Source organism: Salinicoccus siamensis (assembly GCF_042429615.1).
Taxonomy (GTDB): Bacteria; Bacillota; Bacilli; order Staphylococcales; family Salinicoccaceae; genus Salinicoccus; species Salinicoccus siamensis.
Window position 1 is genome coordinate 41988 of the sequence record NZ_JBHMAH010000029.1, and the last position, 19799, is coordinate 61786.

The following is a 19799-nucleotide window of genomic DNA, read 5'->3' on the forward strand; positions in this document are numbered from 1 at the left end:
CCCCTTGAAAACTTCAAGGGGACGGCAACTACCATTCTTCTATTTCTCCACGGACCTTGTAGGAAAGGTTCTCTCCGTGGCGCGCTTCGAGCCGGGCTTCCACATCTCCAAGGGAGACGCCCTGGTGCTTGAGCAGCACGAGGGTATGGTAGAGGAGGTCGCTCGTTTCATCGATGAGCTCCTCCCGATCACCATTCTTTGCCGCGATGACGACTTCAGTCATCTCCTCGCCGCATTTCTTCAGGATCTTGTCGATGCCTTCATCGGTGAGGTATTTCGTGTAGGAGCCTCCCTCAGGATTCTCCACTTTGTGGTCGACGATCTTTTCAAGCGTCTGCAGATTGAAATGATCGTCGCCGAAGCAGCTCTGTGTGCCGAGGTGGCAAGTCGGGCCCTTCGGTTCGACCTGGATGAGAAGGGCATCCGAATCGCAGTCCAGTGCCATGCTTTTGACGACCTGGATATTGCCGCTCGATTCCCCCTTTTTCCAGAGGCGTTCCTTTGAACGGGAGTAGAACCATACCATTCCTTCCTCGAGAGTCTTCTGGTATGCAGTTTCATCCATAAAGCCATTCATCAGGACCTGTCCGGTACGTATATCCTGCAAAATGGCGGATAGGAGGCCGCCCCCTTTTTCGAAATCCGGTTTCATGTGATCCTCACCTCTATATCGCTAGCTTTCAATTTTTGTTTCAGATCTTCTATTTCAACTTCTTCATTATGGAAGATGGAAGCGGCCAACCCTGCAGAAACATCCGTTTCATTGAAGAGTTCGACGAAATGTTCCGCCTTGCCGGCGCCCCCGCTCGCAATGATCGGAATCTCGACTGATTCATTGGCTTTAGTCAGAAAATCGATGTCGAAACCTTCCTTTACTCCGTCATGGTCGATGCTCGTGATCAGCAGCTCCCCGGCGCCGAGGGATTCACATTGCGCAATCCACTTGAATGCGGGAATCTCAGTCTTTACGGATCCCCCGTGGGTATGGACGAAATAATCCCCGGCTTCAGCATCGTATTTCACATCGACGGCGACACAGATGCACTGGCTGCCGAACATCCGGCTGGCTTCTTCTATCAGCTGTGGATTTTTGATCGCCGCAGAGTTGATGCTGACTTTGTCGGCCCCTGCATTCAGAAGATCGCGTATATCTGAAACGGATGAAATGCCGCCGCCTATAGTAAGGGGGATGAAGAGTGTTTCAGCTGTATTCCTGATGACATCAAGCATCAGATCATGGCCCTTCTGGGTCTTTGAAATATCGAGGAAGACGAGCTCATCAGCCCCGGCTTCATTGTAGCGGGTGGCGAGCTCGACCGGGTCCCCGATATCTCTTAACCCGACGAAGTTTATCCCTTTGACGACCCGCCCCTCTGTCACATCAAGACAGGGTATGATACGTTTTTTGATCATGTGATATCCCTCCAGAAGTCATCATTGTGGCTTGCCTTGCCGACGATGGCGTCATGGATGCCCATCGCTTTAAGCGCATCGAGGTCTTCCTTGTTCCGGATGCCGCCGCTTGCGATGACGGTGTGGTGCGTCAAGTCGTTGATGCGCCCCGTATTTTCAAGATTCGGGCCCTGCCCCATGCCGTCTTTGGCGATATCTGTATAGATGATGCCCGCGAGTGCCAGATCTTCAATTTTTTCTAGGTAATCATCGATCGTGATGCCGCTGTTTTCGGTCCAGCCATTTACATAGATGTCGTTCTGTCTGGCATCGATGCCAACGAAAATCCTGTCCGGGAACTTCTCCACTGCCGACCTGAGCCATTCCATATCCATGATGGCCCGGGTGCCGAGGATGAAATGATCGATGCCGATTGCGTCATAGTGCTCAATCGTGTCAATGCTTCTGAGTCCGCCACCAATCTGGATCGGCAGGTGGGTCTCTCGTTTCAACTTCTGGACGAGCGTCGTTTCCGTGGCGTCCTGCTTCAAAGCACCCATCAGATCGACGATATGGATGCGTGAAACTTGCTTGAAGCCGCTGTAGAATTTAACGGCTTCTTCAGGTGTGCGTGCCATCGCAGACTTTTTGCCGTAATCTCCTTGTGTGAGGCGGACATTCTGTCCATCGATGATGTCGATTGCCGGGATGATGTTCATCTATATGCCTCCTTCAATGGCCTGTTTGAGGATTTCGAGGCCTGCGCGGCCTGACTTTTCCGGATGGAACTGGATGCCGGTGATATGCCCTTTTTTGACGACTGCCGGAATGTCGATGCCGTATTCGGATGTTGCAATGACGGTATCGGTCCGGGTGGCGATATAACTGTGGATGAAATAGAGGTCCTTGCCATCCAAGACTTGGCTGTGGCTTGAGAGCGTATTCCAGCCAAGGTGCGGCACCGGATGCGCTGTCTCCATACGCACGATATCGCCGGGCAACAGGCCCAGCCCCTTGACGTTCCCTTCGGTACTGTGTTCGAAAAGGAGCTGCATGCCGAGGCATATCCCGATCAGTGGCTTATTTTCAGCCAGTTTAAGGAGTGTCGGCTTAAGGCCAGAAGTCTCGATGTGTGTCATGGCATGACCGAAATGGCCGACGCCGGGCAGCAGAATGGTGTCACATTCCTTCAGCACTTCGTAGTCGCTTGAAAAGAGGCTCGGGTAGTCCAACTTATCAAGGGCGTTTTTGACGTTTTGTATATTGCCGAGTGAATAGTCGATGATGCCGATCATTCGATGACACCCTTTGATGAAGGGACGCCCATGCTGCTCGGCTGCAGTGCGGCGGCAAGGCTTCTGGCGAATGCCTTGAAGATGGCCTCGATTTCATGGTGGGTATTGCCGCCCTTCAATAGGTCGATATGGAGTGTCATGCGGCTGTTCATGCTGACGGCATTAAAGAATTCCATCACAAGCTCAGTGTCGAAGTTTCCGACTGTCGACTTTGAAAACTCCGCCTGGAAATTGAGGTGCGGGCGGCCGGAGAGGTCGAGTATCACGCGGGCCAGCGATTCATCCATCGGAATATACGTGGTGCCGTAACGCTGATAGGATGCCTTCGCCGTATACAATTCGCGGATGAGCTGCCCCAATATGATGCCGACATCTTCCACAGTGTGGTGTGCATCAACTTCCAGGTCACCCTGTGCTGAAATCTCCATATGAAGGCCCGAATGGAATGAGAGGAGGGTCAGCATATGGTCGAAGAAGCCGGAGCCTGTTTTGATGGAAGAGGCGCCGGGTGACTTTTCCTCATCGAGTGCTATTGAGATTGCCGTTTCTTTTGTCGTGCGTTCCTTGCTGATCATGTCGATTGCTCCATTCTTTGATTAGTTGGTTGAACCGGTCATAGTCTTCATGCTTTATGATGGAGTATCTGACCGCCTCATCGAGTGGTGCCGTGTCGTACATCCGTGGCTGATAGCCGCGCGTCTTCATGAAATGGCCGAGGTCGCGTGCATGCTCACCGTATGTGAAGATGAAGTTTGTGGAGGACTCGAGCACGGCCACTTCATCGGAAATATTGCCGAGGGCAGCCGCGAGCTGTCTTTTTGACTCCAACTGGTACTCGATGAATGCCTCGAGTGCCTCACGATCTTCGAAAATGCGGCTGGCGATGTTCAAAGACAGCGCGTTGACGGGATACGGGTGGTTGATCCGTGTAATCCTCCTGAATGCTTCCCCTTCGCCGATGGCGATGCCGATGCGCAGTCCGGCCACTCCGAACATTTTGCTCAATGTGCGGATGATCAGTACATGCTGGCCGGTCGGGCGCACATATGGCGAGGCGAATTCATAATAGGCTTCATCAAGTATGAGGTAACCACCATGTGACGCCATCGCGTCCGACAGCCGCTGCAGGTCGTCCGGGCTGAACATCTGCCCGGTCGGATTGTGCGGCACCGATATGAGGAAGAGGGAAGGCCGTTTCGCCTCCACTTCCCCTATGACTGCCGAGAAATCGAAAAGGAAGTCGTCATCGCACGGGATGGTGTGGACAGGTACATCTATTTGACGGGCGTATTCGTGATACATGACAAAATCAGGTTCGAGCGTCATGACGCCGCCTTGGCCAAGTGTCATGATCGCCTTCTGGATCCATTCGTCAGAGCCGTTTGCGACTTCGACGGTATCGCTGCCGATATCATAATAATCGGCGTAGAGGCGCTTGAAGCGGCCTATCTCGACGCTCGGATATTCATTTAAAGCAGTTTCTCCTACAGCTTCCATCAGGGCTTCATGGCTGAGCGGTGGCAGGGGGCTCGTGTTGCGGTCCATATGAATCATATCGTCACTCCATTCGGATATCCAAAGATTGGTGATGGGCGTTGAGGCCTTCGCGCTGTGCTATGATTTTTGCCGGTGGTGCAATTGTTCCGTAAGTGTCTTTTTCGATGGAGATGACAGCATGGCTCGTCAGGAAATCATTGATGTTCAAGCCATGGCTGAAGCGGCCTGTGCCATCCGTCGGAAGTACATGGGAAGGCCCTGCCGCATAGTCGCCGATCGCTTCAGGTGAATAGTAGCCATTGAAGACGGCGCCGGCATACTTGATGTTCGATATGATCATCTCAGCATCTTTATGCTGGATTGAAACGTGCTCTGGGGCCACATCATTGATCAGGCTGATTAGGGACTCGCGTGAATCGACGATGCGGTAGTGGTTGTGGGCGATGGATTGGTGGATGATGCTGCTGCGTGACTGCTGATCCATCAGCGCGTCCATCCGTTCTGCAATCCGATCGATGACCGCCGGGTCCTCACTGAGGAGGAATGTCCGTGCGTTGGCATCGTGCTCCGCCTGGGCGAAAATATCATACACGATGGCATCGATATGCACAGCATCGTCCACATAGATCAGTATTTCACTCGGTCCGGCGATCATGTCGATGCCGACTTGGCCGAACAGCAGGCGTTTGGCGAGTGCGACATAGTAATTGCCGGGTCCTACGATCTTGTCGACTTTTGGAATCGATTCGGTACCGTAGGCGAGTGCTGCAATCGCTTGGGCGCCGCCTGCCGTATAGACATTTTCTACCCCACATGCGTAAAGTGCGGCGAACGTGATGTTGGTCGACTCGAAAGTCGGGGTGACGGCATGGATCTCCTGAACGCCCGCTGCAATCGCGGGCACGACTGTCATCAGTACGCTTGAGGGATAAAGGGCAGTGCCGCCCGGGATGTAGACCCCGACCTTTTCAAGCGGGTGATAGACATACTGGAATTCTCCCTCTGCTTTATCTTCATATTTGATGCTGAGCTGATACTGCTCAATCCGCCGACGGATTGTTTCGAACGCCTCTTTTTCCTCATATGACAATGCATCATAACTTTCCTCGAGCCTTTCTTTAGGCACTTTGAAGGACTCCGGTGATTGTCCGTCGAACTGTTCGGTATAGCTTAGTAGCGCTGCATCCCCTTCTGTACGGACGCGTTCGATGATCTCCATGACCCCTTTGTAGCCTTCGAATCCGGCCGTCTCCTGTTCTTTTTTGAAGTTGGCCTTAAACGCCGCTGCATTCATTCAATCACTCCAATCTCAGTCAGGAAGCCATATATTTCATCTTCCTTTGTATAGAAAGTCCGTTTGTTCGCAATCAGGCGCGCATGGATATCCATGATTTTTTCATATTCGACCAGGCCGTTATCTTTCAAGGTGCTGCCTGTCTGGACGATATCGACGATGCCGTCCGACAAGCCAAGGAGCGGCGCGAGTTCCACCGAGCCATTCAAGTGGATCAGGGAAATATCCTGCTTCTTGTTTTTGAAGTGCTCTTTTGCGATATTCGTATATTTCGTTGCGATCACTCCGAAACTTTCCTGGCCGGGCAGAGCTGCTACAGAGAAATGGCAGTCCCCAAACGGCAGCTGCGACACATTCAATATGTTGAACGGATTCTCGGTGATGATGTCCGAGCCGACGATGCCGAGGTCCGCGACACCGCTCTCTACATAAGTCGGCACATCCGGTCCCTTGGCGAAGATGAATTTGACATTGTTCACTATCGTGTAGAGTGAACGCGTCTCATCTTCGAGTGCAGTGCTGTAGTCGGCGAGGTCATTTTCACTCATATATTTCAGGAAGTCTTTGAAAAGGCGCCCTTTCGTCAGTGCCACAGTTATCATAATAACCCTCCATCGGATAGGTTTACAGCAATGCCGAAAGCACTGCTGTTGTATTCCCCGCCGCTTAGGAGCGGGTGGTCATGATCCAGGAATGCCTGGAAATAGAATCCGTTGTAGTAGGACTGGGGAGAGCGGAACGACAGGTCCAGCATGAATTTCATTCCATACTTCTCCAATGTCTGCCTGAGTCTCGCGATAAAGCGCATGATGTCATGTTCTGCAAACTCTTCAGTGACCAGATCAATCTGATCGCTGACTTTTGCAGACAGGAGTGCATAGAGTGGATGCTCCACTCCAAGACGTTTCCTCAGCTCGGATAGGTTCTTCTCATGCACAAGATGGCGTATGTCTCCGTCCAGTCCATATTTACTGAGGTAGAGGTCGAGCAGCGCATCATCGTTGACCACGATGGATTGGAACGACTGCGCATATCTATCGGTGATGAAGGACAGGTGCATATCGATGCTTTCCAGAATTTCATCATTGGCAGGGCGGTACAGTTCCACTCCTGCCTGATACACTGTCGTGTAATCTCGTACGACCGGACCGAAGTAGCCGAAGAAGCGCTGGTCAAGATGGTAGTTTTCGCTATAGTTCAGCAATGAACGCGTCCAATCGCTCCGTATGGAGAACAGCTGCTCATTGCGTTCGAGGATGATGGCCGAGGGATGATGGTGTTTATCTTCAATGGTGAAAGGCTCGACCATGTTCATATCCACCAGCCTATAATTTTCGGCGTCTAATAATCGGGTGTAATCCAGGGCAAATTCCAATCGTCGTGTGACCAGATCATTTTCCATGCAAAATCTCCTTTAATGCTTTAGCGTAATAAAGAATAATCAATAAGTCTGATAATAACAAAATATATGGATGGTGACAAGAGATTCGGGTACATTTTGTTCATCACTTTAAAATGCTAAAGTGTTTTGATATGATGAACATATTCAAATGGAGGGAAATATATGCAGATAGACAAGTTGAGGGGCCAGGAACTCGATGATCTGTTCGAAGGGATATTAAAGCTTGAAACGGTGGAGGAGTGCCATCAATTTTTTGATGACCTATGCACGACAAACGAAATGATTTCCCTTAAGCAGCGTTTCCAGGTGGCGAAGATGATAAAGGAAGGACAGACATACTCCAAAGTGCAGGATAAGACAGGTGCCTCCAGCGCTACAGTATCACGGGTTAAGCGGTGCCTGGATTACGGCAGTGACGGGTATCATACGATCATCGACCGGATGGATTGAGGCGACAAAGTGTTGAAATGATAAAAAGGCCTTGCTGTACTCAGCAAGGCCTTTTTTATGATGCCATCCCCTAAACGGACACCTCGTCATAATCATACTCTGCCAACACGATTTATGCGTAATAGAAGCAGCACTTTGGAGACAATCATCAGGACGGGCAATTCGATGAGCGGTCCGATGACCAGAGCCAATGCAATCAACGGCTGATCGGGAAAAGCTGTGACGGTAATCGCCAAGGCGACGGGGGAATTCCGTGCGATGATGGTAAGGCTCAAACTTGCCGTATCTTCGTAGGAGAACTTCATGCGTCTCCCCACCACTTGCGCAAGCATGAAATTGATGAAGAAGAAAAGCAGAATCGGGATGAGCAATATGTAGATGATTTCAAGGTTATCGAGCAGATGGTTCCCCTGTGACGCGAACATGGCCATGATCGCCAAAGAGAGGAAGATCATTTGCGCATTTGTAAAAAATGGAATCAGCCTGTCACTAAGCAAGTGTGCTTTCTTCCTCAAGGCATAGCGGGTCAGATGGGCGAGGACGAAGGGCAGGACCAATACCACCACCATACTCTGTCCGATGATCGATAATGGAACAGGCTGGATGGCGCCTGCAAAAATATACAGATAGACGGGCAGAAGCAGCATCTGGAGGATAAGGTTGACCGGCAGGATGGTCGTGGAGAGGGCAGTATTGCCTTTGGCGATGGCAGTGAACATCAGATACCAGTCCGTACATGGCGTGACCATCAGCATGATGAAGCCAATCCATAGGGTAGGATGATCGGCGAGAAACAGTGCACCGAGACCCCATGCCAAAATAGGCGACCATATGAAGTTGATGATGGCACCCGTGCCTAAAAACCTCATATTTTTAAAAGCGTGTTTCAACCGGGCCAAAGGAATCACCAGAAATAACCCGTAAAGCATAAAAAACAGGAAGGGTACAATGAAGTGTCCAGCATACGCTTCAACCACAGTGAATTGCCCGAGCAGCAGTCCGATGACTATGGCGGAGAAGATGGAGATCGTCTGATATTTTTCCAGCATGTTCATGGGAACACCCCTTCACTATCCATCAGATGAGCAAGTAGGCGATGATGGATACAAAAATATCACTAGGAATAGTTTACGCATGATCCTCACCTCATTCAAATGATTATTATATGCTGTGTAGTGTACGCTGAAAGATGCGGTTTGGATCACCAATGCAAGTGGCGCAGCTACACTATCTAGGTGGTTATATATAGCCCACAACGCATGGGTCGAAAATGTGATGAGTCGTAGAATCAGATTACCTGCTTTAGTTTAATATCTGATTATTCAGACATTTAATTGACATATTTTGTATGAATGTTATATTTGAAGTTAAGGAGGTCATTAAATGGGACAAACTTGGATTAAACTGTCCGTAGTCTATCTGGTCATCGGCATTTCAGTCGGGTTATTCATGTCATGGACGCTTCAATTGAATTGGGCTGCAGGACATGCCCACGTCAACGTCGTGGGATGGTTGTCGACCCTTGGGATCGGCGCAGTCCTGTCCATCTATCCACACCTCGCTAAGAACGGTCTCGGTATTGCCACGTTCTGGCTGTATCATATCGGTGTACCGTTATTTCTGTTCAGTACATTTTTTGTCCAGGTGAACCCTGGTGTCGCCCATATCTTTACGTTTACCGGCGGGCCGATGTTCCTGCTGGCCATCATTCTATTCGGAATCAATCTGTTTTTGAACCTGAATGTACCGAAAGAGGAATAAGCGCTTGCATTGAAATCAGTGTCTAATTGGCAGAAGCAGCGGTGCACAAACAGATGCGATAATATCTGCCGCTATATGAAATTCTATAGCGGCAGGTTCCTCTTTTTGAATATAAGGAGTGTCAGGACGCATGCGATTACACCGATTGATCCGAGAATTATCGAGGACATGAGAATATCCGCCTCGTCATTCGCAATCCGGCCAGGTTCATAGAGTGAGAATGGAGTGAAGTTGCGGATCCAATCGATATCCGTCACTATCTTTCCAATCATATCCATGCCGTAGAAGAGGAATGTGATGCCGCCTGCCAACGCAAAGGCATTCCTTTCGTCATTGAATAGCGCTGAAATGAGGAGTGAATAGCCGCCCACCGCAAAGAAAAGCAGGAATCCGACAAAGTTGATGTAGAAGAACTGGTCGAATGCGATGTTGCTTTCTATATCCACCAAAAACTCCGCGGCAATATATCCGCCAGCGAACGTCATCAGATGGATGAGGACGAGTCCACTCACGAAGACCAAAATCTGCGTCGCGATGATCTGGGTGCGGGATACGCGTGTTGATAACAGGTAGGCCATCGAACCGCGGTCGACGAGCCTCGCGATCAGCTGGATGGCGCTCATCACACTGAATATGCCCAAAATAATCAGGTAGAAAAGCCCATAATATTCTGCTGAGATGAACTGGCCATAACTGCTCAACGACTCCAATCCTAGCGCCCGGAGCAGTGGTTCGGGGAAGAGTTCGATCATCTTGTCGAATTCTTCCATATTATCGTTGAGCAAGGGGAACATTAAGGTCATGAGCGTGACATATATGGCGGACCCTAAACCGAAGCCGAGAAACATCTTCAAGTTGATCCTCATCATCTGTGTATAGAAGGACATATTCATGACTGCACCTCTTCCTTGCTGTAGTAATCCATGAAGATCTCTTCCAGACTCTGGTCATCTGCACTGATGTTTTTAACGTGGTATCCCGACAGAGTATTGATGAATACATCATAATTCCCCTGCAATTCTATCTTCACTGTAAGCTCGTCCACTTTTTCGGTCTTCATTTCAGATTCGAGGAGGGACGCCACTTCTTTCTTATCCGTCAACGTCACATTGAACGCCTTCCGCTGCATGGATTGCAGCTCATGTATGTTTTCGGTGGCGACTATCCTGCCATTCCGTATAATGGCCGCCCGATCGCACGTGCGTTCGATCTCAGCGAAGCTGTGTGAAGACATCAGAAATGTTTTACCACGTGCCTTTTCTTCCATGACCAGATCGATGAACAGGTTCTGCATTAAAGGATCCAGTCCTGACGTCGGTTCGTCCAGAATATAGATGTCCGGGTCATGCATGAACGTCGCCACAATCCCGACCTTCTGTTTCGTCCCCTTCGACATTTTACGGATGGACTCCTTCGGATCGAATTGGAGTTTATCAATAAGATCGGCACGGCGCGCCTTATCATGCACACCTTGGAGTCCTGCCATCATATTCAGGAATTGATGCCCCGTCATCCCATCCAAAAAAGCAATTTCACCCGGCAGGTAGCCGAGATGACTGCGTGCTGAGGATTGTTGATGCCATGCATCCAGCCCTTTGATCTTAGCGTAACCTTTTTGCGCCTTCATATATCCCATCAGATGCCGGATTGTCGTGGACTTTCCGCTGCCATTCGGCCCGAGAAAGCCAAAAACCTCACCGTCCTCAACATCGAAAGTCACATCGAAAATACCCTTTCCATTGGAAAACTCCTGAGTCAGATCTTTTATTTCTATCATCATGCTCACCCCTTGATTGATGGAATCGAAAATCATCTGTTGTGTTAATTTTACACCACCGCTTGAGCAGAGTCATTAATTATAGGGGAGGGGTCGATGATCTTGAAATATAGGAGTAATAAACCACATTTATATCTCCTTGAATTTGGAAAGTGATATTATTAAAGAAAAGACTAAGTGAGGAAGATTAATATGTTAAGAGAGGTAGAACTTTCAGAGAAGGACATCCAAGCTTTTATAGAATATGTAGACAGTTTTTTGGAAATATGCAAGAACTCTCTGGGACGGAAATCGAAAGATAAACGCGGCAGAACTCTTGATAATTATGTTGTTGGAGGTACTAAGAAGCCCATAATCGTTTCAAGGGACAAGTATAAAGTTCAACGATCTTTTGCTCATGGCAATAACTCATTGAATGCCTATCCATACGTCAATATATGGTGGCTCAGCCTGTTTTACGATTGGCAGGGTCAACAATGGGGACGGAAAGCCTTCTTCCTTTCCACAAAGCAGGAGTACTCAAAGTTGGATAAGACCTTACCCGAACCTAATGGAAGAGGCCTTCACTCTTACTATAAAAAGTGGTATGTCGCTGAAGACGGTTTGAGACTAGAAAATCAAAAAGATTATGAAGACATGCTTAAAAATATGATTATGCTGTATAACGATTTTACTCAAGAATCTGGTGCTGAGAGTAGTACACGGGAACTAAAGGAGAGATTATTGAGTTCAAAAAATATCATTCTTCATGGACCGCCGGGGACTGGTAAATCTTATATGGCAATGGAATTAGCCAAACAGATAACGGGGGACAATGAAGATCAGGTGGAATTTGTCCAATTCCATCCGAGTTATGATTATACAGACTTTGTGGAAGGCTTAAGGACAAAACATTATGGCAACAATGAGATTGGATTTGAAATAATGCCGGGCACTTTCATGAAGTTCTGTGATAAGGCAAGGTGTAATCAATCAGCGATGGATAACTTTGATGAGGCTTGGGAAATGTTACTCGAGGAAGCGAGAGAGAAAGAAGAACTATCTATACCATCTCTAACAGAAAGAAATATGATTAAGTTCCAATTATCGGCTAAAGATACGCTTCGATTTACGGACATAAAGGCAGGCACTTTAACTAAGCAGAATTTATATAATGTCTATAGAGGAGAGCAGGGACGTCCTTCTAATGCATATGATAATTATATGAGGGCAGTGCTTGAGTATATGAAAGAAAACCACGAGCTTCAAGGTTATGGAGAAGAGAGTGAAAAGAAATATGTTTTTATAATCGATGAAATTAATAGAGGGGAGATATCTAAAATATTTGGGGAACTCTTCTTCTCTCTTGATCCCGGGTACAGAGGAGAAAAAGGAGCCGTTATGACCCAATATCATACATTGCATTCTGGAGCAGAATATCCATTCCATGAAAAGTTCTATGTGCCTGAAAATGTCTATATAATCGGAACCATGAACGATATAGACAGAAGCGTGGAAAGTTTCGACTTTGCTATGCGCAGGCGATTCAGATTTATAGAGATCGAAGCAAAAGATAGTCTGAGCATGCTGAAGCAATTGGATGAGAGCCGGGTCACAGTAGATGATGTAGAAGAGCGACTGACAAGTGTAAATGAGAAGATAGAAGACATTCCAGGGTTGGATAAGGCTTACCATGTAGGGCCAAGTTATTTCTTGAAGCTGAAAGATGTAGATTATGACTTCGAAGTGCTATGGGATGAGTTCATACATCCATTGCTTAAAGAGTATTTGAGAAATCATATGGATGCAGAAGAACATTTGAATCAGCTCAAGGAGGCCTACTACCTCGGTAAAGAGGAGGAGTAGTATGGAGCGCCAACATATAATCTTAAAAGATAACTCCCAAATGAAGCTCAAGGATGAATTTACTGAAAACAGTGTTATTCGATATCTACAGAACAAGACTATGGGGGAGTTAACAAAATCTGGCATGCTTATTTTCCCAAACAATGAAGAACAACATATTGATGACGATCGAAAAGTAATAGAAACAACTCAAGAGAAGTTGAAGTCATCCAATTTGCTGGGGTTCTTTGGTAACAGTGGGGATGCCCTCAGTATCGTCAGTAGATTTGATGATAGTAGGAATAACTATTTTCTGCAGTACATGCTAAGCAAAGTATATGGAATTACACCATTAAATTTTTCGACCGGCATGAAATCGAACACGGGTTTCTTAGATTTCATGGTGCTTCTCTTCCCTTCAATTTTAAATAAAGCATTGGCGAAGGGAATCTATAAAGAGTATCAGGTGAAGCGGCATAATAATTCTGCCTTAAAAGGTAAAATTGAAGTTGCACGTCACATCAAAACTAACGTTCCGTTTACTGGCAACATATCTTACACAAATAGAGAATATAGTTATGATAATCCGGTTATTCAACTTATCCATCACACTATACAGTTTATAAAACACCATAGACGTTACCATCGGATTCTGACAGCGTCACATTCTACATACGAAAATATAAGAATGATTGAAAGTGTCGCAACATCGATTAATGGCTCTATGGAAAAACTGATTGAACTCAACAGGCGTAATGTAGTCAAACATGTCTACTACAAGGAGTATGAACAGTTACAGAAACTATGCATTGCCATCCTCGAAAGTCAGAACATCCTTTTCACAAGTGACAGCAAAGAAAAATTTTATGGGCTCGTATTGGATGGAGCATGGTTATTTGAAGAATATGTGAACACTATATTAGGTGATTTGTTCTATCACCCAAGTAATACAGATGGGACAGGAGCAAATTATCTGTTCTCAGGCGGTGCTGGAAAAATCTATCCTGATTTCATATCACGTGATGAGGGAAGAATTATCGCTGATGCAAAATATAAGCCAAGCCATAACATATCCGGTCCCGACTACCACCAGATTTTATCCTATATGTATCGGTTTGACTCGATTGAGGGTTATTATATCTATCCACACTCAATAATGGAAAATGCCAGGGAGCCGAAGCGGTCTATGGAACTTTTGGAAGGCGTAAACTTTGGAGCCAAAAAGGGGAGTGGGAAGCGAAAGCAAAGTGTGACAGTAACGAAATTGGGGATAAGGGTGCCTATGGAGGTAGAGAGCTACGAAGAGTTCAAAAATATGATGGCAGAAAGTGAACAGAAATTGAGGGGAGATATTAATATATGAGCAGGTCGAGCAAAGTCCCAGAATTCCTATACAGCAAATGAAGTGAAGATTTTTTCATTTCTTGATAAGACTTATTGGGCTCTACGATAAGAAGTCAAAGCGAATTGGATGGAGGGGATGAAGGATTACTATGATTGTGAGGAAATGACTTTCCTTTTCTTGATCCTCATGATGTTGTGTGGTATAATATACTATTATAATATCAGAATAAATCCATATAAAAGGTGGATAATCCATTGGAAAAACTAAAAGTAGTCGAACTGTTTGCTGGTGTAGGTGGTTTTCGGCTAGGACTAGAAAATACTGAATTGAATAGATTTGAAGTGACCTGGGCCAATCAGTGGGAACCGGGCAAGAAAGTGCAGCATGCCTTTGATTGCTATGCCTCCAGGTTTGAAACAGGTAAGCACGTAAATGAAGATATAGCTGAAGTGACTGACAGAGAAATGTCAGAAACAAATGCGGATTTGATTGTGGGAGGCTTCCCTTGCCAAGATTATTCCGTGGCGAGATCTTTGAACGGTGAATTGGGCATCTCAGGCAAAAAAGGTGTGCTTTTCTGGGAGATTACTCGTTTCATACAAAACACCATACCTAAGTATGTATTGTTGGAAAACGTTGATAGACTCCTCAAATCCCCCTCCAAGCAACGGGGAAGAGACTTTGCGGTTATGCTCTCAACCCTACATGAGTTGGGATATGATGTTGAATGGCGTGTAATCAATGCAGCAGAGTACGGTAATGCCCAGAGAAGAAGAAGGATATTCATATTCGCTTATCGTCGTAATATGACTTACGGTAAGGAGATGGCTAAATTAAATGGGGAAGATTTTCTTTATAACAAAGGGATGTTCGCTCGGGCATTTCCTGTAAAAGAGGAACCCTACAAGAACAGAGTGGCTGAAACCGAAATTTCAGGAGACATCGTAGATGTATCGGACAACTTCTCATTTGAATTCCACAATACAGGCATCATGAGGAACGGGGAAATCACAACTATCCACACGATACCTGTGGAAGAGCCTGCAACTCCTTTAAGAGAGATCATAGAAGAAAATTATGATGGGAAATATGTTGTAGATGGAGAAAAATTGGAGAAGTTCAAATATCTCCGTGGCCAGAAGAAAGAAGAGAGAACCGCTAAAAATGGGCATAAATACTTCTATACGGAAGGTGGAATGAGTGAAAGTGATTCACTTGATCTCCCAGGGAGGACAATGCTTACCAGTGAGGGGTCAATAAACAGAAGTACTCATCTGATTAAAATGGATGGGAAATACAGGACACTGACCCCTATAGAAGCAGAGAGGCTGAATGGGTTCCCGGATGGATGGACAGATACGATGCCGGAACGCACAAGATACTTCTGCATGGGTAATGCACTTGTTGTCCCCCTCATAACAAGGATGGGCAATGAAATAGAAAAGATAGATATTGAATACCCTGAAAACATAACACAATTGGAACTTCTGTAAGCCAAAGCATCCGCTTTGGCTATTTTTATTATTCTGATAAAGATATGGTAAAATCAGGATTAAAGGAGGGGTAATATGGCTTTCGAATATGAAACCATAGATGATCTTGTCAGCTATGCACGGGAAGCGGAAGGCGAATACCTTAAAGACATAGACAAGAAGGGGATGCTGGAGAATACAAATGTGAAGGGGAAAGTCGGTACAATCATAGAGGCAAGCTACTTTGGCTATGAGGTGAATTCCAAACCTGAGCCAGACTTTGCAGACGTTGGTGTGGAACTGAAAACCACTGGCCTGAAGAAGTTAAAGAATGGTCAGCTATCTGCCAAGGAACGGATGGTCCTTAACATCATAGATTATAGACATGAAGCAACAGTTGAATTCAATAAATCCAGCTTCTGGAAAAAGAATGCAAAGTTGTTGATATTCTTCTATACATACACACGAGATGAAGAAGGTAAGCCCGATTATCGAAACTTCCAGATAGTGAAGACGGTGCTACATGAGTTTTCTGAGACTGACCTGGAAATAATAAAGCAGGATTTCCAGAATATAAAACAAAAGATTTTAAACGGAGAAGCGCATAGGCTATCTGAAGGGGATACCAACATATTGGGTGCGTGCACCAAGGGGGCCACGGCAAAATCGGTCAGAAAACAACCCTTCTCCCCCATTCCTGCGAAACAGAGGGCCTACTCCCTCAAGCAGGGATATATGACAGCACTGGTAAGAAAATATATTAAGAATGCAAAATTGATTTCATTCACCAGCCCAGATGAATTAAAAGATCAGACATTTGAAGAATTGTTGCATGATAAATTTCGCCCTTATATCGGTAAAACAGCGGACGAAATAGCAGAAGAACTTGACTATCAATTGAGTGAAGCCAAGAATAAGCTTGCTCTGCTGACCAGCCGCATCCTGGGTATCCAAGGCACCGCCTTACATCAGATAGAAGAATTTTCTAAGCTCAACATTAAATTCAAGACGGTCAAAGCCACCAGTAGTGGCATAACTAAAGAAAGTATGTCATTCGGCAATGTGAATTATGAGGAGATACTTGAAGAAAATTGGGAAGAATCCAGTCTTAAAATGGAAATGGAGTCGACTAAATGGCTGCTTGTCGTCTACCAGGAAAATGAGCAGAACCTCCCAGTATTGAAAGGCATAAGACTCTGGCATGTACCAAAAGATTTGTTGGATGCTGAAATCAAGAAGTTCTATAACGAAGTGAAGCATATATTGAATGAAGGATTTGAAGAATGGCGTGTAGGTGGACAAACGAGGAATAATTTTCCTAAATCGGATTTCAATGGCATATGTCATCTGAGGACAAAAGGAACCAATAGGGAAAAGAGTATGGTGACCTTGCCTGATGGCCAATATATACCGGGACATGCCTTCTGGTTCAATAACAGGTTCGTAAGGAGCTTGGTCAAGGATTTGATTACTTGATAAAGATTGTAGATTACGAGATGTAGTGACTGGCCTCATTAAATGGTGTCGTTGATCTAAGAGATTAATGTATGACCATCCGCCAACAACAGTAAGAATCTCTGGAGGTGTGATTTCATGGCTGATAGGATGACTCCTGAGCAAAGAAGCAAGACGATGAGTGCCATAAAAGCAGTATCAAAACTGGAATCGATAGTCGCAAGCGAGTTATGGAAGAAAGGATATCGCTTTAGGCGAAACACGCGTGAAATGTTCGGAACCCCCGATATATCCATAAAAAAATACAAGATAGTAATTTTCATTGACTCCTGCTTTTGGCACCAATGTCCAATACATGGCAATATGCCCAAAAGCAACACAGAATTCTGGAGAAAAAAATTTAAGCGCAATAAAGAAAGGGATGAGGAAGTAAATCAATATTACAGAAATGGTGGATGGAACCTAAAAAGAGTGTGGGAACATGAAGTCAGAGAAGATTTGGATAAAACGGTTGAGGAAATAATTGCATTCATAGAAAATGCAAAAGAACGAAGCAGATGAATATATAGCTATTCATCATATTATCTGAATGAAGGGCGTGACGATGTTATGAAATCAAACTTCATAAATGATAGTAATAATGAGCAGATGGTCGCTAAGTGGTTGGATAAATATTTTTATCCCAAGATGGCCAGGCTTGAAACTGGGCGCTTTAGTTTCATATCTAGGAGAGCCGACGAATTCGAAAGAAAAGAAGAGGAGATACAAAAGAAAGGTATCGATATAGTCTATAAAACCCAAAATGAAAAATTGTTCTGTGTAGACGAGAAAGCACAACTGGACTATTTGAATAAAAAACTGCCGACATTCGCCTTTGAAATAAAATTCAAAAGGAGGAACAACAATTTTTCAGAAGGGTGGTTTATAAGGGAAGATTTAAAGACAACCCATTATCTGTTGGTATATCCAAATAGTTCTGTGATAAAAGATGCCCGACAGTTGGGAAATTTTGAGGATATTACCAATGTTGAATTGTTATTAATAGAAAAAGATAGGCTTTGGAACAAATTGAACTCCTATAAGGTGACAAAAGAAAGTTTAGTGAATGAAAGTGATCAACTGATCAATCAAGAAGAGGTGGGAAAGAAAACACTACAAACTTCCACATCAAAGAACATCTATTTATATAGGACATCTCCTTCCCACAAAGTAGAAGAGCCGATTAATATAGTTATAAAAAGGAAGATATTGGACGAGGTTGCTGATGCAATATGGTTGGTCGATAAGACTGAAATCAAAGAAAGAAAAAAACCCAAATACTATTATTGATATTTATTTTATCAGGATACAAACTGAATTACGAAATTCTAATCTGTCTTATGTATTGATTTAAAATAGTAAAATGACATAATATAGTGGGACTTTATACATAAAAGGCGAGCATGAATCGAAGTGAAAGTGAATTCCAGCTTACTAAACAAGGCTTTTTTGACGGACTCTACTTACGTAGTAACAATCTTCAATTCAATAAAGTAGATTATCATTCGTTAATCAAGCGGATTTATTAATACTAAATAGCAAGTACCTCACCTTCAATGTAATCGATAGCTGACCATTAAAAAATGGCTAGATACCACAGATGAAATTAAAAACTGTGATATCTAGGCGATAGTAGCGTAATTAGAATCTCTATTCTTTTTATTACTCCATTTTAATGACAAGTCTTGCATCTTCACCTTTTTCCAGACGGTCGAATCCTTCATTGATATCTTCCAATGGCAAGGTATCTGACAGTAGATCATCGACTGGGAGTCTTCCCTGCTGATAGAGTTCCATAAATCTCGGAATGTCGCGAAGTGGAACACAGCTGCCTACATAGGAACCTTTTATGGTTCTTTCTTCTGCCGTCAGAGTGACTTGCGGGAATGAGAGGTTATGCTTAGGGTCGGGCAGGCCGGTTGTGACTGTCATGCCGCCGCGTTTGGTTATTTTATAGGCGACTTCCATCGCCGGCACGGCGCCGGCTGTTTCGAATGCATAGTCGACTCCTCCTGAGGTGCTGGTTTTGATATCCTCCACAACATTTTCATCAGAAGAGTCGAATACATGGGTGGCGCCTAATTTTTTGGCGAAATCAAACTTGTTTGGATTGATGTCCAAGACAATGATTTTGCCGGCACCGGCCAGTTTTGCCCCCATGACAGCATTGAGTCCAATGCCTCCAAGTCCGATTACGGCGACCGTGCTTCCCGGTTTTATCTGGGCCGTGTTTATGACTGCGCCAATACCGGTGATTACGGCACACCCGAAAATGGCCACTTCTTCTAAAGGTACCTTCGGATCGACTTTTACAACAGAGTTTGCTGATACAACCGCATGAGTGGCAAAGCCTGAAACACCCAGGTGATGATTCACTTCTCCATCATCGTTGTGGAGTCTTCTGCCCCCATCAAGCATTTCTCCCTTTTCGTTGGAAGCTGCTCCATTTTCGCAAAGGGCAGGCCTCCCTTCCTTACAAGGGAGGCAATAGCCACAGCTTGGTACAAAGGTGCAAACGACATGGTCTCCGACTTCAAGATCTGTTACATCTTCTCCGACCTGCATGATTTCCCCGGCCGCTTCATGGCCCAGTGCCATTGGAGTCGGTCTCGGGCGGCTTCCGTTTATCACGGATAAGTCTGAATGGCATAGACCGACTGCTCCTATTTTAATGAGGATTTCATTTTTTGTAGGTTCATCCAACTCCAGAGTTTCAATTTTTAACGGCTTGCTTTCGGCGTACGGTTTAGACAACCCCATCTCATGCAGAACTGCTGCTTTTATCTTCATGTAATC

At 45.5% G+C, this 19799-nt stretch carries 21 protein-coding genes; 8 read left to right on the plus strand and 13 right to left on the minus strand.

All coding sequences use genetic code 11. The features are described from left to right. Positions 1-28: 28 nt before the first annotated feature. The 9 genes from hisIE to ACFFLE_RS08715 are packed head-to-tail and all read right to left on the minus strand — an operon-like array spanning position 29 to position 6880. Positions 29-652 carry a bifunctional phosphoribosyl-AMP cyclohydrolase/phosphoribosyl-ATP diphosphatase HisIE gene (gene hisIE / locus ACFFLE_RS08675; RefSeq protein ID WP_380570704.1) on the minus strand — a complete coding sequence of 208 codons (624 nt, stop codon included), beginning with the start codon at positions 650-652 and terminating at the stop codon, positions 29-31. Then, positions 649-1413 carry an imidazole glycerol phosphate synthase subunit HisF gene (gene hisF, locus ACFFLE_RS08680; protein WP_380570705.1) on the minus strand — a complete coding sequence of 255 codons (765 nt, stop codon included), beginning with the start codon at positions 1411-1413 and terminating at the stop codon, positions 649-651. The genes hisIE and hisF overlap by 4 nt, the downstream gene beginning before the upstream one ends. Beyond that, the gene (gene hisA, locus ACFFLE_RS08685) at positions 1410-2111 is read right to left on the minus strand and encodes a 1-(5-phosphoribosyl)-5-[(5-phosphoribosylamino)methylideneamino]imidazole-4-carboxamide isomerase (protein WP_380570706.1); all 702 of its coding nucleotides are present in this window, start codon (positions 2109-2111) and stop codon (positions 1410-1412) included. Before hisA ends, hisF begins: the two co-directional genes overlap by 4 nt. Next, complete coding sequence (gene hisH / locus ACFFLE_RS08690; RefSeq protein WP_380570707.1) at positions 2112-2687, minus strand: imidazole glycerol phosphate synthase subunit HisH; 576 nt, start codon at positions 2685-2687, stop codon at positions 2112-2114. Next, positions 2684-3262 carry an imidazoleglycerol-phosphate dehydratase HisB gene (gene hisB, locus ACFFLE_RS08695; RefSeq protein ID WP_344703667.1) on the minus strand — a complete coding sequence of 193 codons (579 nt, stop codon included), beginning with the start codon at positions 3260-3262 and terminating at the stop codon, positions 2684-2686. The genes hisH and hisB overlap by 4 nt, the downstream gene beginning before the upstream one ends. Next, on the minus strand, positions 3207-4241 hold the full coding sequence (locus ACFFLE_RS08700; RefSeq protein WP_344703665.1) for a pyridoxal phosphate-dependent aminotransferase: 1035 nt from the start codon (positions 4239-4241) through the stop codon (positions 3207-3209). Before ACFFLE_RS08700 ends, hisB begins: the two co-directional genes overlap by 56 nt. Positions 4242-4245: 4 nt before the next feature. Continuing rightward, a complete protein-coding gene (gene hisD, locus ACFFLE_RS08705; protein WP_380570708.1) occupies positions 4246-5478 on the minus strand; it encodes a histidinol dehydrogenase in 1233 nt (410 codons plus the stop codon). Continuing rightward, positions 5475-6080, minus strand: a complete 606-nt coding sequence (gene hisG, locus ACFFLE_RS08710) for an ATP phosphoribosyltransferase (RefSeq protein WP_344703661.1) — start codon at positions 6078-6080, stop codon at positions 5475-5477. The genes hisD and hisG overlap by 4 nt, the downstream gene beginning before the upstream one ends. Then, positions 6077-6880, minus strand: coding sequence for an ATP phosphoribosyltransferase regulatory subunit (locus tag ACFFLE_RS08715; protein WP_380570709.1), 804 nt, complete (start codon positions 6878-6880; stop codon positions 6077-6079). Before ACFFLE_RS08715 ends, hisG begins: the two co-directional genes overlap by 4 nt. A 162-nt stretch (positions 6881-7042) precedes the next feature. On the opposite strand from ACFFLE_RS08715, the gene ACFFLE_RS08720 reads away from it, so the two are divergent. Further along, the gene (locus ACFFLE_RS08720) at positions 7043-7330 is read left to right on the plus strand and encodes a YerC/YecD family TrpR-related protein (RefSeq protein ID WP_344703657.1); all 288 of its coding nucleotides are present in this window, start codon (positions 7043-7045) and stop codon (positions 7328-7330) included. 92 nt (positions 7331-7422) lie between these two features. On the opposite strand, the gene ACFFLE_RS08725 is transcribed toward ACFFLE_RS08720, so the two are convergent. Continuing rightward, positions 7423-8385 (minus strand): arsenic resistance protein, encoded by a 963-nt coding sequence (locus tag ACFFLE_RS08725; protein ID WP_380570710.1) that lies wholly within the window; start codon positions 8383-8385, stop codon positions 7423-7425. 328 nt (positions 8386-8713) lie between these two features. Here ACFFLE_RS08725 and ACFFLE_RS08730 point away from each other — a divergent pair, with 328 nt between their 5' ends. After that, a complete protein-coding gene (locus ACFFLE_RS08730; protein ID WP_380570711.1) occupies positions 8714-9091 on the plus strand; it encodes a hypothetical protein in 378 nt (125 codons plus the stop codon). 83 nt (positions 9092-9174) lie between these two features. Here the strand turns inward: ACFFLE_RS08730 and ACFFLE_RS08735 are convergent, their stop codons facing one another. Beyond that, entirely contained in the window at positions 9175-9984 is an 810-nt protein-coding gene (locus ACFFLE_RS08735) for an ABC transporter permease subunit (RefSeq protein WP_380570712.1), read from the minus strand. Further along, positions 9981-10868, minus strand: a complete 888-nt coding sequence (locus tag ACFFLE_RS08740) for an ABC transporter ATP-binding protein (RefSeq protein WP_380570841.1) — start codon at positions 10866-10868, stop codon at positions 9981-9983. The genes ACFFLE_RS08735 and ACFFLE_RS08740 overlap by 4 nt, the downstream gene beginning before the upstream one ends. A gap of 192 nt (positions 10869-11060) precedes the next feature. Here ACFFLE_RS08740 and ACFFLE_RS08745 point away from each other — a divergent pair, with 192 nt between their 5' ends. The 6 genes from ACFFLE_RS08745 to ACFFLE_RS08770 all read left to right on the plus strand — a co-directional run bounded on the left by ACFFLE_RS08745 (position 11061) and on the right by ACFFLE_RS08770 (position 18293). After that, a complete protein-coding gene (locus ACFFLE_RS08745; RefSeq protein ID WP_380570713.1) occupies positions 11061-12713 on the plus strand; it encodes an McrB family protein in 1653 nt (550 codons plus the stop codon). A 1-nt stretch (position 12714) separates the two neighbouring features. After that, complete coding sequence (locus ACFFLE_RS08750) at positions 12715-14055, plus strand: 5-methylcytosine restriction system specificity protein McrC (RefSeq protein WP_380570714.1); 1341 nt, start codon at positions 12715-12717, stop codon at positions 14053-14055. Positions 14056-14291: 236 nt separating this feature from the next. After that, positions 14292-15530, plus strand: a complete 1239-nt coding sequence (dcm, locus tag ACFFLE_RS08755; RefSeq protein ID WP_380570715.1) for a DNA (cytosine-5-)-methyltransferase — start codon at positions 14292-14294, stop codon at positions 15528-15530. A gap of 75 nt (positions 15531-15605) precedes the next feature. Next, positions 15606-16985 carry a Sau3AI family type II restriction endonuclease gene (locus tag ACFFLE_RS08760; protein ID WP_380570716.1) on the plus strand — a complete coding sequence of 460 codons (1380 nt, stop codon included), beginning with the start codon at positions 15606-15608 and terminating at the stop codon, positions 16983-16985. Positions 16986-17102: 117 nt separating this feature from the next. Then, entirely contained in the window at positions 17103-17525 is a 423-nt protein-coding gene (locus ACFFLE_RS08765; RefSeq protein WP_380570717.1) for a very short patch repair endonuclease, read from the plus strand. 48 nt (positions 17526-17573) lie between these two features. Then, entirely contained in the window at positions 17574-18293 is a 720-nt protein-coding gene (locus tag ACFFLE_RS08770; protein WP_380570718.1) for a hypothetical protein, read from the plus strand. Between the two features lie 372 nt (positions 18294-18665). Here ACFFLE_RS08770 and ACFFLE_RS08775 read toward each other — a convergent pair whose 3' ends face one another. Further along, the gene (locus tag ACFFLE_RS08775) at positions 18666-19793 is read right to left on the minus strand and encodes a zinc-dependent alcohol dehydrogenase family protein (RefSeq protein ID WP_380570719.1); all 1128 of its coding nucleotides are present in this window, start codon (positions 19791-19793) and stop codon (positions 18666-18668) included. Between the last annotated feature and the right edge of the window lie 6 nt (positions 19794-19799).